Source organism: Vibrio sp. PSi01, assembly GCF_054960695.1.
The window spans coordinates 299,706-316,181 of the sequence record NZ_JBHNYN010000001.1 but is presented as its reverse complement, the minus strand read 5'-3'; the positions used below and the strand labels follow the sequence as shown (position 1 = coordinate 316,181).

Below are 16,476 nucleotides of genomic sequence, written 5' to 3'. Positions count from 1 at the left end.
CTATCTGATTTAGCTGTTTAGCTGTTTATCTGTTTATCTATTGACTTAGCTATATGGCGGCTTGTTTGAGCTCTCTAGCTTGAGGGTTCTGAGATCTGATACAGCTTACGGCTATGTTCCTCACACACCTCTTTGCAATTGCATTCACGCTCAATATCGATCTGCGCTAGCCCCCCGCAGCTGCCTTTGATTGGCTGGCGTGAAAAAAACACACCGATCGCCATCAACGCCACGATTCCGACAAAGCCTAATAATGTTAGTAGGAATGTCATTTACGGAACCCTCGAATAGCCCCCAATTTGTGGGGTCGTGACATGAAAATTGCGCCGTCTCTCCTACGCTCTTTCTTACCACACCCATGATTGCGAGGCTCTCGACCGTAATCTAAATCGGTCACTTCTTGTAGGTGATCAAAATCTAATGCTTCGATTTCAACCTTTCCTGTCGAGGCTAACACTTTAATATCGTTTTTAAACAAGTGCGCCAGCATCCTTTTTCCTATGTGACGGACAACAACTGCTTGCACGCCGTAAGAGTGGATCACTGAAATCCATTGCTTCTTTTTATTACAAGATGAGTCGGATTCAACCAAAGAAACAACCTGCTTTATTTGTCGTTGGTCATCCACAATCGCTATCTGTGGTGAACGAGCAAAATGATTGCCGACATGGAGATTAAGACAAGGTACTGCGTATAACATGGTAACTCCCTGTTATTGGTGATCAGGCATTCAGTATATTCCTCATTATTAGCATATGCCAATAACTATAGTGTGAAAAATTAGATTTACAGAATAGAGAAATAGCACTTTCAGCAAGAACTATAGAGTAGACGGAGCTACAAGGTAGCTTGGAAAAGAAAAGTTTATTGAGACGAAAAGATTCATAGAAACAGAAAGGTTTATGAGAAAGACGTTACCCGCCAACGCTCTAAGGTCTATGGCTCTACCTTTGAGATAAACCATTGTTGTCACAGGTGTTGTTTTTAATGTGCTTCTTATCCTCTTTCAAAGTGAATAAATGCTTAAATTGTTATATTATAACATCACAACAAATAACCGTCTGTCTTCATGAAACTGTTCTCTACTCTAATCAATGTATTCGATCGCCTCTCTTTGGGCTGTGTAAGCCGCTTTTCGATGTGTTTTCATTTTCTAAAATGCTTACCTCTTGGCATTGCATTGCTATCTTTTGCTCCAAACCTATATGCCCACCCTCACTCCTGGGTTGAAATGAAGACCCACATCGAAGGTGAGAATGGCCTAATAACTGGCCTGTCGATGGAATGGTCGTTTGATGCTATGACGTCGATGTATATGTTAGATGGTGAAGACGTATCTCCAGACAAAGAAGAAGAAACGTTCAAAAACCTGGCAGCATCCGTTATCGAAAACATGATGTACGAGCACTACTTCACCTACTTCTATGACAATGAAGAGCCAATCAAATATCAAGTAGCAGAGCATGCCAAATTTGAACGTGACAAAGCCAAAATGGTGCTCACTTTTGACCTACCGCTTGCCAAACCAAAACCGGTGACAAGAGACACACTTCGTGTATTGATCTTTGACCCTAGCTACTTTGTCGATATGTCGTGGTTATCTAAGGGGGATGTGACCTTATCGCCAGAACTCGCGAGACAATGTCAGTTAGAACTCGTTGAGCCTAACCCGACTCCAGAACAAATGAGCTATGCGATGTCTTTGCCAACCGATGCGGATCCAGATAACACGCTCGGCCAACTGTTTACTCAATCGGTCAAGCTTCATTGTGCTGCGCTTCCCACTTCCTAACCGCAGCGACTCGTTTGAGCTATTAAACGTCTTAACTCAAACGAGTTAAACCTGCCAAATTAACGAAAATAGTAATCTCTAATTCAGGTTCTTGTTATATGAAGAAAAATCAATTCAAAGCCAACCATGCCCTCATTGGTATCGGTGCATTATTATTTGTTGCTGTTGGCGCGTATCAATTATGGTCGATGTGGCCATCACTCGTTATCACCAGTATCCAATGGCAAAGAGAGGTCAATTCAGAACTTGCAGACCTACTCTACCAAACCAAGTCAAACCCTTGGGGAGCAGGCTGTTACCTGATTGGATTCAGTTTTATCTATGGAATGCTGCACTCTTTGGGGCCTGGCCATGGCAAAGTCATCGTTTCAACATACTTAGCCACTCACCCAACCAAAGCAAAAGCCAGCTTGATTCTTACGGTGGTCTCCGCTTTGTTACAAGCACTGGTCGCTGTCTTATTAGTCAGCGTTTTGTTGTGGGGCTTTAATGCTTCAATGCGAGTAGTGAACGACAAAGCCAACCTATTTGTTTCATTGAGCTTTGCCTTAGTGGCCGTGGTGGGTACATTGATCTGCTGGAAAGCTCTGAAAAACATCTACTCAACGGTGCGCAAACCAAAGTTGAAAGTGAAGACCATCACCGCATTCGCAACAGATATGCCTTCTCCTATGGCCGCTCGTTCACCGATCTCGACCCAATCACCAATGGCGCGTCGCTCATCAGTATCTGATGGTTCCGCGATGTTGAACCCCATTCGTACAATACAATCAGCAGAACACTCGCACGCAGATCACTCTCATGCCGACTGCGGATGCGGCCACCAGCACGTCGCCGATGCAGACGCGATAAATAAAGCTTCAACGCTCCGTGAATATGCAGGAATCATTATCACCATAGGGGTAAGGCCGTGTACTGGAGCTATTATGGTTCTGCTTTTCGCTAACATGGTCGGCTTGTATTGGATGGGTGTTCTTAGTGCGTTGGCAATGGCGGTTGGTACGGCATTAACAACCTCACTAATTGCAATGATGACGCTAACAGGCAAACATTTGGTGAAACGCTACTTAGCCGCAGGTAACAAGAATAGCAGTGCCTCATTAAAAGTCGCTGGTCATTATTTGCAGCTATTTGGCGGTCTATTACTTATTGTGATTGGACTACTATTAATGAACGGACAAGACAGCGGCATGTCGCCAGTCTTCACCATGTAATTAGTGGAAGCGTTTAATTAATATCCAGTGAATTCTACAATCCTCATACGACAAGGCCTCGCAAACGTGAGGCCTTATTTTTATCTATCACTAACGGTTAAAGAAATCTTTTCTCTTAACGATAAAGTTCGTCGAGTTTTCGTCACTGTGATTTAGTGTAATCAGATAATCGCTTGCGAAAGCAGATCCAATACTTTGGAGTTATATACCCCACCTAGTAATAACATCAATTTAACTTCTCCTTTAACAAACCTATTGACCCAATCGCATTAATAGATAATATAGACGTCTAGGCACCCATATGTCTTTTGGTTAATTAAATGGAGTTATCATGAAAAGCTACAAAAAAATCACCGCATCCCTGTTGGCATTGGCATTCACATTAGGTGTGACAGGATGTGGAAAAAAAGACGAGGCAGTCATCAAGATTGGTGCAACAGTAGGTCCACACGCACAAGTTGTACAGGCCGTCGCTATTGAAGCAGCGAAGCAAGGGATTAACATCGAATTAGTTGAATTCTCAGACTACATCACCCCTAACGCAGCACTGGATGACGGAAGTATCCAACTTAATAGCTACCAACATCAGCCATTTCTCGACAACTTTAACGACAATCATGATAGTAAGTTGGTTTCTATCGGACGTTCAATTTTGATGCGTATGGGCGTTTACTCTAACAAGTACACTTCACTTGACTCTATTCCTGACAACGCAAGAATTGCGATTCCAAACGATCCAACAAATGGCGGACGCGGACTATTACTATTAGAAGATGCAGGGCTTATTTCACTGAGAGAAAACGTTGGATTCAATGCATCTCTAACCGATATTGTCTCCAATCCAAAGAATATTCGATTTGTCGAAGTTGATGCCGCACAGTTGCCCCGCTCTCTTGACGATGTAGACGCTGCAGCTATTACTATGAACTACGTGATGTCTGCAGGGTTAGATCCTAAGAAACAAGGTATCTACTTAGAGAAGAAAGACGCACCTTTAGCTGTGATGGTTGTTGCGGCGCGAGAAGAAGACAAAAATAATGAAGTCTATAAAAAGATCATTTCGATTTATCACTCTCAAGAGATCAATGACTTTTTGAACAGCACCTTCAAAGGCACCATAGAAGCGGCAAATTAAGCTAAAAGAATAACCTTAGATTTGGCGTTGTATGTGAAGCAATTAAGCAACGTCCTGATCTTAAGTTTATCGGCTGTTATTACGAAACTAAGCTATTGAATACTTTAATTCGTAATCCTAAACTCGTTATGGCTTGCTAACCTAGTTCGTTCCCAATAATTTGTTAGAGATCGGTTTTTGTTAGAGATCGGTTTTTGCAAGATCTGAAATAAAAAGGCCTCGCACATGCGAGGCCTTAGTTTTATCTATCAAACGAAAATACACCCTACTTAACTGGCTTAACCACTTGCATCAGTGTTGTATTGAACGGCTCTGATTAAAGAGACACTGCTAGTTAACTAAAAACGGCTACAAACTAGAAACTGCTATAAGAATGGGGAAGGCGTTTTTCTTCATTCCAACCGGACAACTCAATATTGATCAATAATTTGCGCTTCTCATTACACAGTGAAGCGATATTGATAATAGGTAGCTGGCTGCGAAACTGCGCGGTAAGTATGACCTTTTTACCGTCACTAAGGCCGCTTCGACATTGCGACACAATCGCTTCGGTGTCTAATTGGTGTGCGTTCTCGATAATTTGGGTATCAGCGTTCTCTTGATAGCCATCGATCAGCCAAGATACGGCTGGCACTTCTAAGCTTGTGAGAACGATGACATCTTTTGTTGACATAAGCTCGTGGAGTTCAGTTTGCATAAATCCCCCTCTTAGTTAGCCTGTTGCCTAACCATAAAAATTAACGACCAGCCCATTAAAGTCGGTTACCCAGATTAGCCTGTGCCAAATGGTAGCCTCTATCTATCATCTCTTGTGAGCGATCAAACTCTAAGGTGCCACAGGCATTACGTGGGATCTCAAGCGTAATATCTGCGGGATAAGCGGCCAATTTTTGACGAGCAATGGTTGATTGCATCGCATCAAACGCTTGGTTGGCAATGTCGTAGGCAGCAAAATTGAAGCTCATTTTACTTTTTACACTGCTACCTAGATTATCGATAAAAAGAGTAACCTTCTCATGTAGGTTACTCTGTTTTGTTGGTAGAGAAACCGGTATCACTTCCTGTTGAAGCATCTCAGGTTCACCACCTAAGTTCACAGCCAGAGTAAAGTCTGTCTTATCACTAAAGGTAGGCGCAATCGGTACGGGATTGAGCACTCCTCCATCGATCAGCACTTCACCATTGATGACGTGAGGCGTGAAGAACAATGGCAAAGAGATAGAAGCACGAATAGCATCAAACAAAGAACCCGATTGCAACCAAACCTCTTTTTCATCAGCGACGTTGGCAGCAACTGCGGTATAAGGGATAGGCAGATCTTCAATTGAAATTTCGCCGATCAGCCTACGCAGTGTGTCGATGATCTTGTCCCCTTTGAAGATACCACTTGATTGCCATGAAAAGTCCAACATCATAGCCATATCCGATTGGTCGATACTGGTGACCCACTCTTCAAATTCATCCAACTTACCCGCCGCGTAGACACCACCGATAAGTGCACCAATTGAACAGCCAGAGATGGATTTTATCTGAAAGCCGTGCTCAATTAGCCAGCGGATGATGCCAACGTGAACCAAGCCTCTTGCGCCACCACTGCCAAGTACCAATGAGATCGTTTTTGCCATCGTACTAATCCTTTAATATTTTTATTCAAGACTGGTTCACTCGTTGATTTTCCGATTCGCTAGCCTCAAATGAGTGAATCTTTTCAGTCCATGCGAGTGATAAAGGTTTGCTCGTCATCGACAAAAGCCACATAGTCGCCGTGATAGATAAACACCCGACCACGCCCTTCAACGATACAGGCAAGCTGTGGGTTCAAATCTTCTTCAAGATCTTTACTTTGATACGTGCCGGTATCGGTGATTACACCGCGGAGTGTCGGCAAAAATCCATAGCTGCGCTTGGCTTGATCAATCAGGCTCAATTCACTGGCGGTAGAGAAGTAAGCCGGGATTGGGCCTGCATCTTCGATAAACATCGTTTTCAGTTCTTCAAAAGCTGTAATCACCAGCCAGTCGATGCCATTAACGTGATGGATAAACATTGTTTATAAATACCTAGATTCTCGATAATTCTAATGCGGGGATTCTATCACTATCAGGCGCAGAACGTGGTAGAGATTTGGTTGCTAACGACAAGGCCTTTCCCTGTTTGTCGCCCAATATATTCAGAATAAAACTGGAACAGATATCCATTATCAAATTACCCCAAGAACACAAGAAATCTTGAGTCGATGAATTTTATAAGGGCCTTTAGAGCCGAACGTTTTCTTGTTAAACCTTCGTTTATTGCTCCTTAAAGTAATGGCCTATAAATTAGTTTAAAGCGGAAACATTACTTCCAGAAGGATTTAAGGTTCAGCTTGAAAGGACTTAACGCTCTACTTGAAAAGACTTAAGGCTCTGCTTGAAATGACCTAAAGCAACAAACGCCCGATTGGTCTTGAGTCACTTTACACTCACTCACCAAAATGGTTTTGAGTTCTATACGGGCTCGACGTAAACGTGCCTTAACGGCTGGTAGGCTGAGCTGGTGTTTCTCTGCGTAGTCTTTTTGTGTCATACCATTGAGGTCACATTGTTCTATCACATCACGATCTTGCTCGGTGAGTTTGACCAATACCTGGGGAAGGCAGCGTTGAAGCTGAACCATCGCAGGGGAAATATCCGTGGGCATCACAAATTCTTCGATGTCTACCGAATATATTTTCCGTCTCAGCTGATCAACAAGGTGGTTTCTGGTCATCTTAAACAGCCATGATTTACCGTTCTGCAATGTACAGAAACGCTCGCTATTTCCCATGGCCTTCAGAAACACTTCTTGCATGATGTCTTCCGCTTCGTGCGGATTTTGGGTCTGTTTTAGTAGCCAACCATAAAGGCTAGGTTCCGCATGATTCCACGCATTCATCAAACATTTCATTCTTGAACCTCGATAATCCGTCGCGCATGCTCATTCAAAAAACTCTGCATGCGCGACGCTCTTTCCTTACTTTTACGCTACAACATTTTCCTTGAGTAAATCGCGAACCAGATCAACAGATGGCACCGACCCCGTGTGTTTTAACTCACCATTAATCGCGATACCCGGTGTGCTCATAATGCCAGCTTTCATAATGGCTTCCAAACTGGTGACTTTTTCAATATTGATTTGCTGCCCTAACTCTTGTGCGACCTCGGCAAACCGTTCTGCGGTAACGACGCAGTTCTTACAACCTGAACCATAAACTTGAATGCTTTTCATATCAGACTCCTGTGAGCATTTGCTCTGCTGTGATTAATAGAAGAAATTAAACAACCAACCGGTGATGGAAATCGCCACCAGCAAGTAACCCGCGATTACACCAAGCAATCGGTATTGCATCACTTGTTTGAGCATCATGAACTCTGGCAAGCTCACTGCGACCGCTCCCATACAAAACGCCAGCGTGGTTCCTAGTGGCATACCTTTGTCTATCAAAGACGCCATGATTGGAACTATGCCCGTTGCGTTGGTGTAAATCGGAATCGCACTAAGTGTCGCGAGGGGCACCGTCCACCACTGGCCGTGTGCGAGGTTTTGCTCGAACCAATCCGCCGGAACAAAACCATGAATAAACGCACCAATACCCACACCAACAAAGACCCAAATCCAAATGCGTTTGAAGATGGTACTGGTGTCGTTCACAGCAAATTCATGGCGCTGTTTAAACGTCATTGGGGTTGATTCAATCGCCGTTTGAGGCTGTTCATCTAACTCATTGGCTTTTTGATACGCTTCGGCAAGGAAAGGTTGTAACCAACGGTGGGCTTTAAAAGCATCTAAGACAAAGCCTGCAAAAATGCCAAGCGACATACCAATCACAACGTACATGATGGTGAATTTCAGCCCAAGGACACTGCCAAGCATGATGATCACCACCTCATTGATCAGAGGCGATGTAATAAGAAATGCGATAGTCACACCAATGGGAATACGTGCTGAGACAAAACCCATAAACAGAGGAATAGAACTGCACGAGCAAAACGGTGTAATCGCACCAAATAGCGAGCCAAGGAAGTAACCCACACCGCGGCGCTTACCTTGTAGATATTGTCGAACTTTGTCCACACTCAAACTGGCTCTCAGCGCGGAGATAACGTAAATCAACACGACCAATAAGACTAAGATCTTACTGGTGTCTTCGATAAAGAAATGAACGCCTGTTGCCATTGAAGTACTGGCTTCCAAGTTAAAAATGGAATACGTCAGCCAGTCGGCAAAGTAAGTAAAAACGTCCAACATAGTGGCACCCTCTAAACGATTTACCTCTAACACGTTTGACGTCGCGAAAGGATGCACACTTTTCTAAATTATTTTTGAGTTTTGATTTTTAGGCTCAATTGCAGAACAGGTCCACTCGGCCGTTCGTTGTTGAAAGTGACTTTATTGTTCCTGTAATTAATGGCCTATAAACAAGCGAACTCACCCTCTTTACCGTCTCTCATATTTGCCATCAAACTCTACGACTAATGTCTAACTAACTGAGACTATTTGTTTTTTTTGGTTTGGTATAAGGTACTAACAACTAAATGTTAATGAATTTTTAATAATAAGTTGACACATTGTTTGCGCTTCTGCGTGAGTCAATAACGTTTGTTGGAATAACACGCCTTAGAGTGTGAACGAAAGGAATCAACATGAGCAGTACTTTAGAGTCCGTACATATACAAGCAGATAAGCCTCAAGCCAATGAGGATGAACTCACTTATGAACAACAACACAAACCAAGATCAGAATTTGATTCCCGCGAACAATATTTAGAACATGAATTACAAATCATGTCGCCTAAGCGTTGGCGTCCAAATTTACCGTTTAAAGATTATCGATTCGAGATAGAAGATACTATCCCAGCGATGGCAGCCACGATTGGTAAAGTGGTTATGGTGGGCGCGATTGCTGCTACCTTTGCGGGAGCACTCGGATTAAATGAAGACTTCATTCTAGAAAACGTTCGTTATGAACTCCTCATCGCCTCTGTTTTCATTATTATTTTCTCTGGCTTCCTATTGCCGACCGCGAACCTCGCAGGTACACATGGTCCACTCATTCCTTTAATTCCGATTGTCGTTGCAGCAGGCGGCCACCCTATGGCCTTTGGCTTGTTGATTGGCGCTTTTGGCCTCATCTTAGCCATCAGTAAAGGTGGCAGTATGCTGGCCAACCTCACCAGTAAAGGCGTGTGTGGCGGCTTATTGCTCTACCTTGGCTTTGTTGGAACCGCTTCCCAAGTGAAAAAGCTGTTTGCTTGGGCTGAGGGAATCGGCATGAGCCATATCGCTTTTGTCGTGATCTTCTGCACCATAATTTTGTACGCGCTATTGGAACATTTCCGTAAGCGCTGGTTAGCCGTCCCTCTTAGCTGCTTACTGGGTGGTACGTTAGCATTTGCCATGGGCGCGCCGTTCTCTTTTCAAACCGAGCCAGGTTTACCCAACATGAACCCTATGTATTGGTGGGGAGAAAACACAGGTTGGATGCTAGGCCTACCAACGATTGAACATTTCATGGTGGTATTGCCGTTTGCGATTCTAGCCGTAGCGATGTGGTCACCAGATTTCTTAGGCCATCAAGTATTTCAAAAGATCAGCTACCCAGAACGTACCGAAAAAGTACACATGAACATCGACGACACCATGACCACGGCTTCAATTCGTCAAACGTTCGGCTCTCTACTTGGCGGCACTAACTTTACGTCTTCATGGGGTACTTACATCGTACCGGCGGCGATTGCTAAACGCCCTATTCCTGCTGGCGCTTTGCTCACAGCTCTGTTCTGTATCATCGCCGCTGTTTGGGGTTACCCAATGGATTTAGCTATCTGGCAACCTGTGCTTTGTGTCGCGCTCATTGTTGGGGTATTTGTGCCATTGCTAGAAGCTGGAATGGAAATGACGCGTGAAGGGAAAACCACCCAATCGGCCGCGATTGTCGTGTTCTCTTCAGCACTGGTTAACCCTGCATTTGGTTGGGCTCTCACCATGCTGTTGGATAACTTAGGCTTAGTCGGTTGTAAAGAACGTAGTAGTGAGCTTAGTAAAATGAGCCGTTGGGTGTTGCCTGGAACTATGTTTATTGTGCTAACTGGTGTGATGGCGTTGGTTGGCCTTCTACCGGGGATTCCAGCGATTATCCCGAGCTTTCGCTAGGCTCGATTAATATTGAGTTTCAGTCGGACCACAAAAAGGCCTCGCAATCGCGAGGCCTTGTTTTATCTATCAACGATTACAACTTAAACGCTTTCATCAACGTTATATTGAACGGATCTAGCATCAAAGCCTCTCAAATGAACTTAAACGCTCTCTTTAGATTAACGTTCGAGGGAGAGATCATTCTTTGCTATTGAACATATGGCTATAGTTGTAACGATCGATATTCAGTTACTCCCCCTCTCCCATTAGCTTTTACCTATACTAGCTAGAGATTAGAGATGTAAATGACCAATCTGACACTTACAAAAAATGTAAGTTGTCATCAAACCTTAAACATTAGAGCAAAAACTCAGCTTAGATAGTTCAAGTTTAAATGTTAGCGTAATGTTACATATGCAAACCAACAGTACGAGATATGCAGCACGTAAAACTCTTAAACCGCAACACCTTCGCTGGGCTCGCAGCAACATTAGTTGGGAACGGGATTGGTCGCTTTGCCTACATAGCATTAATGCCTGTGCTCATTCAAAGTGGGTGGTTCTCAAGCGAAGATGCCTCCATACTCGGCGCAGCAACACTGATTGGCTATATATTCGGAGCTCCTGCATCGAGCTTTTTACAAAGATATTATTCAACAGGCACACTCATACGTGCCTCTTTGTTGTTAAGTAGCTTTAGCTATCTTGGTTGTGCCTTAAAATCTGCGCCCTTTGAATGGTTTTTAACGCTTAGAACCATTGCGGGTATATCAGGTGCCGTACTCATGGTACTCGCACCACCCGTGATCACCAGCCTTCACCCGCAAGAAATGAAAGCAAGAATCAGTGGCGTCGTGTTTTCAGGCATTGGTATTGGCGCGATGATTTCAGGAACCATCATACCTTTACTTATCTACCAAAGCGTTGAAAGTGCATGGTTAGGTATGGGAGCGATCGCTTTCGTTGCAACTGTCCTGACGTGGAACGCATGGTCTCTTGAGGTTAAGCCAAACCATTGCGATAAAAGTCCATCGACGTTTAATGCCTTATCTAAGAATGAGCGTATCAGTGTTAGCTGTGTACTTTTAGCCTATACCTTCAACGCTATTGGCTATTTACCTCATACTCTTTTCTGGGTCGACTATATTGTTCGAGAGCTGAAAATGAGTTTTGCGAGTGGTGGTTTTTATTGGGCTGTCTTTGGCATAGGAGCAGCGATTGGGCCAATAGTAACCGGGATACTAGGTGATAAATTTGGACTTAAAAAAGCACTATTAGCGGCGTTTATTTGTAAAGCTGTGGGGGTTGCTCTTCCGCTATTAAGCACCAGCGAAATAGCACTTTTTGCTTCATCTCTGTTGGTAGGTATGTTTACTCCTGGCACCGTAACACTGGTCTCAACTTATACCTTAGAGATCGTTGGGACACAGCTCCATACGAAATCTTGGGGAGCAATGACAATGGCTTTTGCGATATCGCAAGGAATAGTCGGCTTTGTTATGGCTCATTACGCCCCGCAACTCACCAGTTATAACCTCTTATTTATGATCAGCGCGAGTGCACTCATTTTGTCGGTACTCTGCATTACGTTTACATCAACCAAACAACAGACTTTAAACACTGCTCAAATAAATTCTTAGCAAAGGAATCGCTCATGAAACTGTATTTAAACGACACCTCCCCATTCTCCAGAGCAGTGTTAGCCACGGCCTATCTGTGTGATGCTCCAATAGTTCTTGAATGGATCGACCCATGGCAAACGCCCAACACATTGGTCACAATCAATCCATTCAGTACCATTCCGGTTCTAGAAACCAGTGATGAGGTTGCACTCACCGAGAGCTTAACGATCTGCGAGTTTCTCATGCAAGCTTACCCAACTGAAAAACTAGCAGCGACCAAGGCTAGCGACACTCAACGCATGTCGTTATTGGGAGTGAGCAAAACGCTGATGGAAGTGGCCTTTCGGTGCGCTGCACTGAGCCGTTTCGAAGCTGAGCAAAACGAGCTAACGATTAGGGGAAAGGAAGGTATTCAAAGGTGCGTTAAAGCGCTTATCGGGCAGTTGAATAACAATCATGATTTGCTTCACGCTGACTTCTCAACATTGTACCTGCACATAGCATTAGATTACGTTCTATTCAGGCACGCTAGTTTGCTTTCAGCAGAGGAGCACGACATCCTCACGACTGCCTTACACAATTCGCCGTTTAAAGACACATTGGCCAAATTTAACCTAGAGTCGCTTTCAAAAAAACTTAGCTATTGCGAATACAAAAATTCTTAATCACTTTGATCAGTGTTGTGTTGAATGAGTCTAGCAAGGCCTCGTACACGCGAGACCTTAGCTTTTCTATCGAACGGTTAACTGCTCTACTAAACCAAATCAACTCGAGAGCCATTCATCCAATACTTTGGTGAATTTAGGATTAATGAGATAACCGATGGAAGCGTGCGGATTGCTTTTTCCGTTTCGAATATTGAGGTTATAAATCGGGTGGATATCTTTCACTCCGCCGGGTATCAGATCCAGTTTGAGCATATCCTTAAAGTCATTTCTAATTTTGCTGTCATGAGAGATAAAATCATCTTCTGCCGATATGTTTATCCACTGCTGAATATTTAACGGGTACTTCTTCTCATCTTTCAAGCGACTCCCTTTTAGCCTGTCTTTTACGTTTTCATCGCCTAACGGTGACCCGAGCGTGAGCAATAAGTTGACCTTCTTATCCGCACCATAGTCGTGTCTATACTCTCCGTAATGAGACAGCTTCCACAACACGTCATAACTGATCATCGACCCTAGACTGTGCGATACAATCATCACATCATCCTGATTATCAAGCGCTTCCTTCAGTTCAACCATTAGCCGATGCCTAACATCGCTGCCAAAATAGGTATCTTCATACCAATAATGCGCCATATCTGGCGCGACCTTCGTTATAAGTGTCTCAGCCACACCCAGCTTTCCAAATAGCGATGAAAAGGTATCTGCTAGCGCCTCTTTTAGAAAACCAATTTTAGACACCTTGTTATACGTTGTTTTATTGAACTGGCTTGTCTTGTACTTTTTGAGTTCAGACAGCGCTTGTTGTCGACTTGCAGGGTCTTCCGTTGGTTTCTCTAACAATGTGTTCGATAGTTCACCGTAATAGACAAACCGTTTATCGACATCTTTAAAAGCTTGTAATGAACTTGAGTATCCACAATCTCGCTGTAAGCCATGTTCTATAGCCTCGTACCAAAGTGCTTGAAAGGAATCTTTATCGGGCTTTTGAGCGCGACCATGAATGAATATTATTTTCTTAGCCATAGCAGAACGTCCTAAACACATAGTTAAAGTGATTATCAGTAGAAAACACCTACTAGATTCGGTCAGCCCTTACTAATAACAGTGATGCTGATTACATATCTAGGGATGGTTGATAGAGCATTTATATAACTATGAGGCCGCCGTTTAAGGACCATAAACGAATGAACGATGCGATCATTACTCGCAAATTGAAATGAATGTAGCTAGCAAAACCTCCAACGACCAAAAAGGCCTCGCACACGCGAGGCCTTAGTTTCCAATTAAGGGCTACAACCGCCCTACTTGCTTTCAGCAACGTTGTATTGAACTGGTCTGAATGCTCTAGATTTGGGAAGTGGCCTAAATATTTGATGTAATAAATGCTGTAATCCTTGATGTATTCTTGTTCGACCCTAAATCCGTCAACCTCAAAATTTCTTGCTAAAAAGGTAGAAAAGTTTATAGTATTTTTCAGATAAAGTTGAGAATCGATATGTCATTACAGAAAAAACAATCCAAAGTATCACTGAACATCAAAATCTCATCAGACTTAGATGTTCGTCTTAAACGAGCGAGAAAAGCAGCGCGTGAACAGGGCTTAATGTTCAACGTATCTCAAGAAGTTGAAAAGTTTCTTGAGAAGGAAATAAAGAAAGTGGAACGCCAGCTATCAATCGATGAAGAGATTAAGAATAACCTCGAGGATCTTGGTGGGCTTAATATAGATAAAATGATGAAATCAATGGATTAATCAAAACACTAACGTATTGATTAAAATGAATTTAGAAAATGCTAAAGCGTGGAGATGATTATGGGCACAATAATTGGGCTGTTAATTTTGGCTGGTATCAGTGTATTCCTAAAGCGTCAAACGGGACTTCATTTGCATGAGTGGATTGCAAAAAAATATAAAGAATCTCAAGACAAAAAGTAATGGGCTCTCACAGAGTGACAGACTCCATCGATTAGATTTAAAAAACGAAGGCCTCATTCATGCGAAACCCTAGTTTTATTTATAGAGTGATTACAACCGCCCTACTTAACTGTCTTTAATCCATTCGAGTAATGAAGGTTTGCTCGTCATCGGCAAAAGCCACGTAATCACCGTGATAGATAAACACGCGACCACGCCCTTCAACAATACACGCTAACTGCGGGTTCAAGTCTTCTTCAAGATCTTTACTTTGATAGGAGCCGGTGTCAGTGATCACGCCGCGAAGTGTCGGCAAAAAACCATAGCTGCGCTTGGCTTGGTCAATCAGGCTAAGCTCGCTGTTGATAGAGAAGTACGATGGGATTGGGCCAGCTTCTTCGATAAACATCGGCTTCAGTTCTTCAAAGGCGGTAATCACCAGCCAGTCGATGCCGTTTACATGATGGATAAACATAGTGGTTCTCGATATTTCTAATGCGGGGATTCTATTACTATCGAGCAGTGAGCGTGGGAGAAATTGAGTGGCTTAAAGCGGTTATTGTGGCAGGTGATGATGCACTTATCATCCAACAGGAATGGTTTGATCGAATAATAATCCTAACGTCATAAAATACAAGAGTATCATATGCACTCAGGGCGCCACGCTTGAAAAACAATGATCTAAAAAATAGCGGAATATACCTATATTGTAATTAGCGACTGCAGTAATTCACCATTCAAATACCATAAATAGCTTATTCATTGGAAAACCTCGAGACTCGACTAGTCGCATTTAGTCCATTGGACATCGACTCTCCAGTCCTTAGCCATAGAATCATAATATTCAACCGAGTGTGTGCTATTGGCTACTATACTAAACTTTCCTTCAACTTTTTTATGCCAATCTTCGCTAGATGATGAACTAAATAGTTTTCCAAAATACTCAAGTTTTATAAAACTTTCGCAAGTTTGGTCACTATCATTTTCAAACTTAAGAATTATATAGTTATCACCGTTAGTGGTTTCTTCAAGAAACACGGTGTTAGCCCAAACGATATTTGACGCAAAAACAATCAGAATTAGAGTGAATTTTTTTATCATGTTACTTATCTCTTATGACGTAATATTGATGACTATAAACTGACCTGTTTCGCCTCTTTTACCGCTAGCGCCTGGTGGACCTATTTTACCTGGAGGTCGAGAGCCTCTTTTGTAGCCTATGCATTTTTTTCCTGGAGCACCATCACCTCCTTGACCTCCAGTACCGCCTTCACCTCCTTTTCCCGCGACAAAATCTACCGTGTAGTCCAATTCATTTTTCGGGGAAGCTGTATAAAGAACGATATTGTTATTACTACTACCCTTACCCCCAACTCCACCTCTCCCTCCATTTTCCGCTGGCCAACCATCTCCGGAGCTGCACTTTTTTTGGCCAGCGTTTTTTCCTTTTACTCCTGTTGCCCCTTTGGCTCCGTCACCTCCCACAGCCTTGAAGTAAGCCCCATTCATTTTCAATTCCGGAAATGTAAGTGTAAGCGGTGGACTAGGGTAACCATCTTCACCAACTTTATGACCATCTTTGCCTTCAACGATTATTGATGAACCTTCGTCAAAAGTGGCCTCTAAAGCCTCGATTCTCGTATACCCTGCACTATAATCAATAATAAGTACTGAACCCTTCTTCATATGTAGTGATTTTAGCTTTATAGACGTATCTGCATTTACAAAAGAAGAGTTAGACACACCATGTTTAATAGTTAAAGTTTGTTCATCTTGGATAACGATCCCAAAGTCGCTAGAAAAATTAGGGTCAAAGTCAGTTGCTAAGACCATTGGGCTAGCTATTAGCAGTGACACCAAAATTAATTTCATTTAACGCGCTCCCTATCATATGCAACATTTATATTAGTAGAGCAAACGTATAAATTGTAGGTTTGGTAGCTAAATTTATTTTGAAATCTATTTTATTCAATCATTTA

Annotated in this window: 19 protein-coding genes; 7 read left to right on the top strand and 12 right to left on the bottom strand. The window is 42.9% G+C overall.

What is annotated here, in order from left to right; genetic code table 11:
* Nucleotides 1–74: 74 nt before the first annotated feature.
* Together nqrM and ACFI6G_RS01385 are read right to left on the bottom strand one after the other, a co-directional pair.
* Nucleotides 75–272 (bottom strand): (Na+)-NQR maturation NqrM, encoded by a 198-nt coding sequence (nqrM, locus tag ACFI6G_RS01390; RefSeq protein ID WP_010441292.1) that lies wholly within the window; start codon nucleotides 270–272, stop codon nucleotides 75–77.
* Entirely contained in the window at nucleotides 269–700 is a 432-nt protein-coding gene (locus tag ACFI6G_RS01385; protein WP_010441294.1) for a NifB/NifX family molybdenum-iron cluster-binding protein, read from the bottom strand. Before ACFI6G_RS01385 ends, nqrM begins: the two co-directional genes overlap by 4 nt.
* Nucleotides 701–1,069: 369 nt before the next feature.
* On the opposite strand from ACFI6G_RS01385, the gene ACFI6G_RS01380 reads away from it, so the two are divergent.
* The 3 genes from ACFI6G_RS01380 to ACFI6G_RS01370 all read left to right on the top strand — a co-directional run bounded on the left by ACFI6G_RS01380 (nucleotide 1,070) and on the right by ACFI6G_RS01370 (nucleotide 4,141).
* A complete protein-coding gene (locus ACFI6G_RS01380; RefSeq protein ID WP_016788752.1) occupies nucleotides 1,070–1,792 on the top strand; it encodes a DUF1007 family protein in 723 nt (240 codons plus the stop codon).
* A 98-nt stretch (nucleotides 1,793–1,890) separates the two neighbouring features.
* The gene (locus tag ACFI6G_RS01375; RefSeq protein WP_016793561.1) at nucleotides 1,891–3,006 is read left to right on the top strand and encodes a nickel/cobalt transporter; all 1,116 of its coding nucleotides are present in this window, start codon (nucleotides 1,891–1,893) and stop codon (nucleotides 3,004–3,006) included.
* Between the two features lie 331 nt (nucleotides 3,007–3,337).
* Entirely contained in the window at nucleotides 3,338–4,141 is an 804-nt protein-coding gene (locus tag ACFI6G_RS01370) for a MetQ/NlpA family ABC transporter substrate-binding protein (protein WP_010441300.1), read from the top strand.
* Between the two features lie 355 nt (nucleotides 4,142–4,496).
* Here the strand turns inward: ACFI6G_RS01370 and ACFI6G_RS01365 are convergent, their stop codons facing one another.
* The 6 genes from ACFI6G_RS01365 to ACFI6G_RS01340 form a co-directional block, all read right to left on the bottom strand.
* On the bottom strand, nucleotides 4,497–4,838 hold the full coding sequence (locus ACFI6G_RS01365) for a hypothetical protein (RefSeq protein ID WP_016767282.1): 342 nt from the start codon (nucleotides 4,836–4,838) through the stop codon (nucleotides 4,497–4,499).
* A gap of 55 nt (nucleotides 4,839–4,893) precedes the next feature.
* Entirely contained in the window at nucleotides 4,894–5,766 is an 873-nt protein-coding gene (locus ACFI6G_RS01360; protein ID WP_010441304.1) for a patatin-like phospholipase family protein, read from the bottom strand.
* An 83-nt stretch (nucleotides 5,767–5,849) separates the two neighbouring features.
* Entirely contained in the window at nucleotides 5,850–6,188 is a 339-nt protein-coding gene (locus tag ACFI6G_RS01355) for a hypothetical protein (RefSeq protein ID WP_010441305.1), read from the bottom strand.
* A gap of 350 nt (nucleotides 6,189–6,538) precedes the next feature.
* Nucleotides 6,539–7,054, bottom strand: coding sequence for a sigma-70 family RNA polymerase sigma factor (locus tag ACFI6G_RS01350; RefSeq protein WP_016767281.1), 516 nt, complete (start codon nucleotides 7,052–7,054; stop codon nucleotides 6,539–6,541).
* A gap of 84 nt (nucleotides 7,055–7,138) precedes the next feature.
* Nucleotides 7,139–7,387 (bottom strand): thioredoxin family protein, encoded by a 249-nt coding sequence (locus tag ACFI6G_RS01345; RefSeq protein WP_010441308.1) that lies wholly within the window; start codon nucleotides 7,385–7,387, stop codon nucleotides 7,139–7,141.
* A gap of 33 nt (nucleotides 7,388–7,420) precedes the next feature.
* The gene (locus ACFI6G_RS01340) at nucleotides 7,421–8,407 is read right to left on the bottom strand and encodes a permease (RefSeq protein WP_016767280.1); all 987 of its coding nucleotides are present in this window, start codon (nucleotides 8,405–8,407) and stop codon (nucleotides 7,421–7,423) included.
* Between the two features lie 395 nt (nucleotides 8,408–8,802).
* On the opposite strand from ACFI6G_RS01340, the gene ACFI6G_RS01335 reads away from it, so the two are divergent.
* The 3 genes from ACFI6G_RS01335 to ACFI6G_RS01325 all read left to right on the top strand — a co-directional run bounded on the left by ACFI6G_RS01335 (nucleotide 8,803) and on the right by ACFI6G_RS01325 (nucleotide 12,579).
* Nucleotides 8,803–10,311, top strand: a complete 1,509-nt coding sequence (locus tag ACFI6G_RS01335; protein WP_016784542.1) for a DUF3360 domain-containing protein — start codon at nucleotides 8,803–8,805, stop codon at nucleotides 10,309–10,311.
* Nucleotides 10,312–10,729: 418 nt separating this feature from the next.
* Complete coding sequence (locus ACFI6G_RS01330) at nucleotides 10,730–11,932, top strand: YbfB/YjiJ family MFS transporter (protein ID WP_016792387.1); 1,203 nt, start codon at nucleotides 10,730–10,732, stop codon at nucleotides 11,930–11,932.
* Nucleotides 11,933–11,946: 14 nt separating this feature from the next.
* Complete coding sequence (locus ACFI6G_RS01325) at nucleotides 11,947–12,579, top strand: glutathione S-transferase family protein (RefSeq protein WP_016792386.1); 633 nt, start codon at nucleotides 11,947–11,949, stop codon at nucleotides 12,577–12,579.
* A 99-nt stretch (nucleotides 12,580–12,678) separates the two neighbouring features.
* Here the strand turns inward: ACFI6G_RS01325 and ACFI6G_RS01320 are convergent, their stop codons facing one another.
* Nucleotides 12,679–13,605, bottom strand: coding sequence for a hypothetical protein (locus tag ACFI6G_RS01320; RefSeq protein WP_462710104.1), 927 nt, complete (start codon nucleotides 13,603–13,605; stop codon nucleotides 12,679–12,681).
* Between the two features lie 472 nt (nucleotides 13,606–14,077).
* Here ACFI6G_RS01320 and ACFI6G_RS01315 point away from each other — a divergent pair, with 472 nt between their 5' ends.
* The gene (locus ACFI6G_RS01315; protein WP_017085640.1) at nucleotides 14,078–14,335 is read left to right on the top strand and encodes a hypothetical protein; all 258 of its coding nucleotides are present in this window, start codon (nucleotides 14,078–14,080) and stop codon (nucleotides 14,333–14,335) included.
* A gap of 298 nt (nucleotides 14,336–14,633) precedes the next feature.
* Here ACFI6G_RS01315 and ACFI6G_RS01310 read toward each other — a convergent pair whose 3' ends face one another.
* The 3 genes from ACFI6G_RS01310 to ACFI6G_RS01300 all read right to left on the bottom strand — a co-directional run bounded on the left by ACFI6G_RS01310 (nucleotide 14,634) and on the right by ACFI6G_RS01300 (nucleotide 16,369).
* Nucleotides 14,634–14,972, bottom strand: a complete 339-nt coding sequence (locus ACFI6G_RS01310; RefSeq protein ID WP_102402263.1) for a cytosolic protein — start codon at nucleotides 14,970–14,972, stop codon at nucleotides 14,634–14,636.
* Nucleotides 14,973–15,280: 308 nt separating this feature from the next.
* Nucleotides 15,281–15,598, bottom strand: coding sequence for a hypothetical protein (locus ACFI6G_RS01305; RefSeq protein WP_102402262.1), 318 nt, complete (start codon nucleotides 15,596–15,598; stop codon nucleotides 15,281–15,283).
* 12 nt (nucleotides 15,599–15,610) lie between these two features.
* Entirely contained in the window at nucleotides 15,611–16,369 is a 759-nt protein-coding gene (locus ACFI6G_RS01300) for a hypothetical protein (protein WP_462710103.1), read from the bottom strand.
* Nucleotides 16,370–16,476 lie beyond the last annotated feature (107 nt).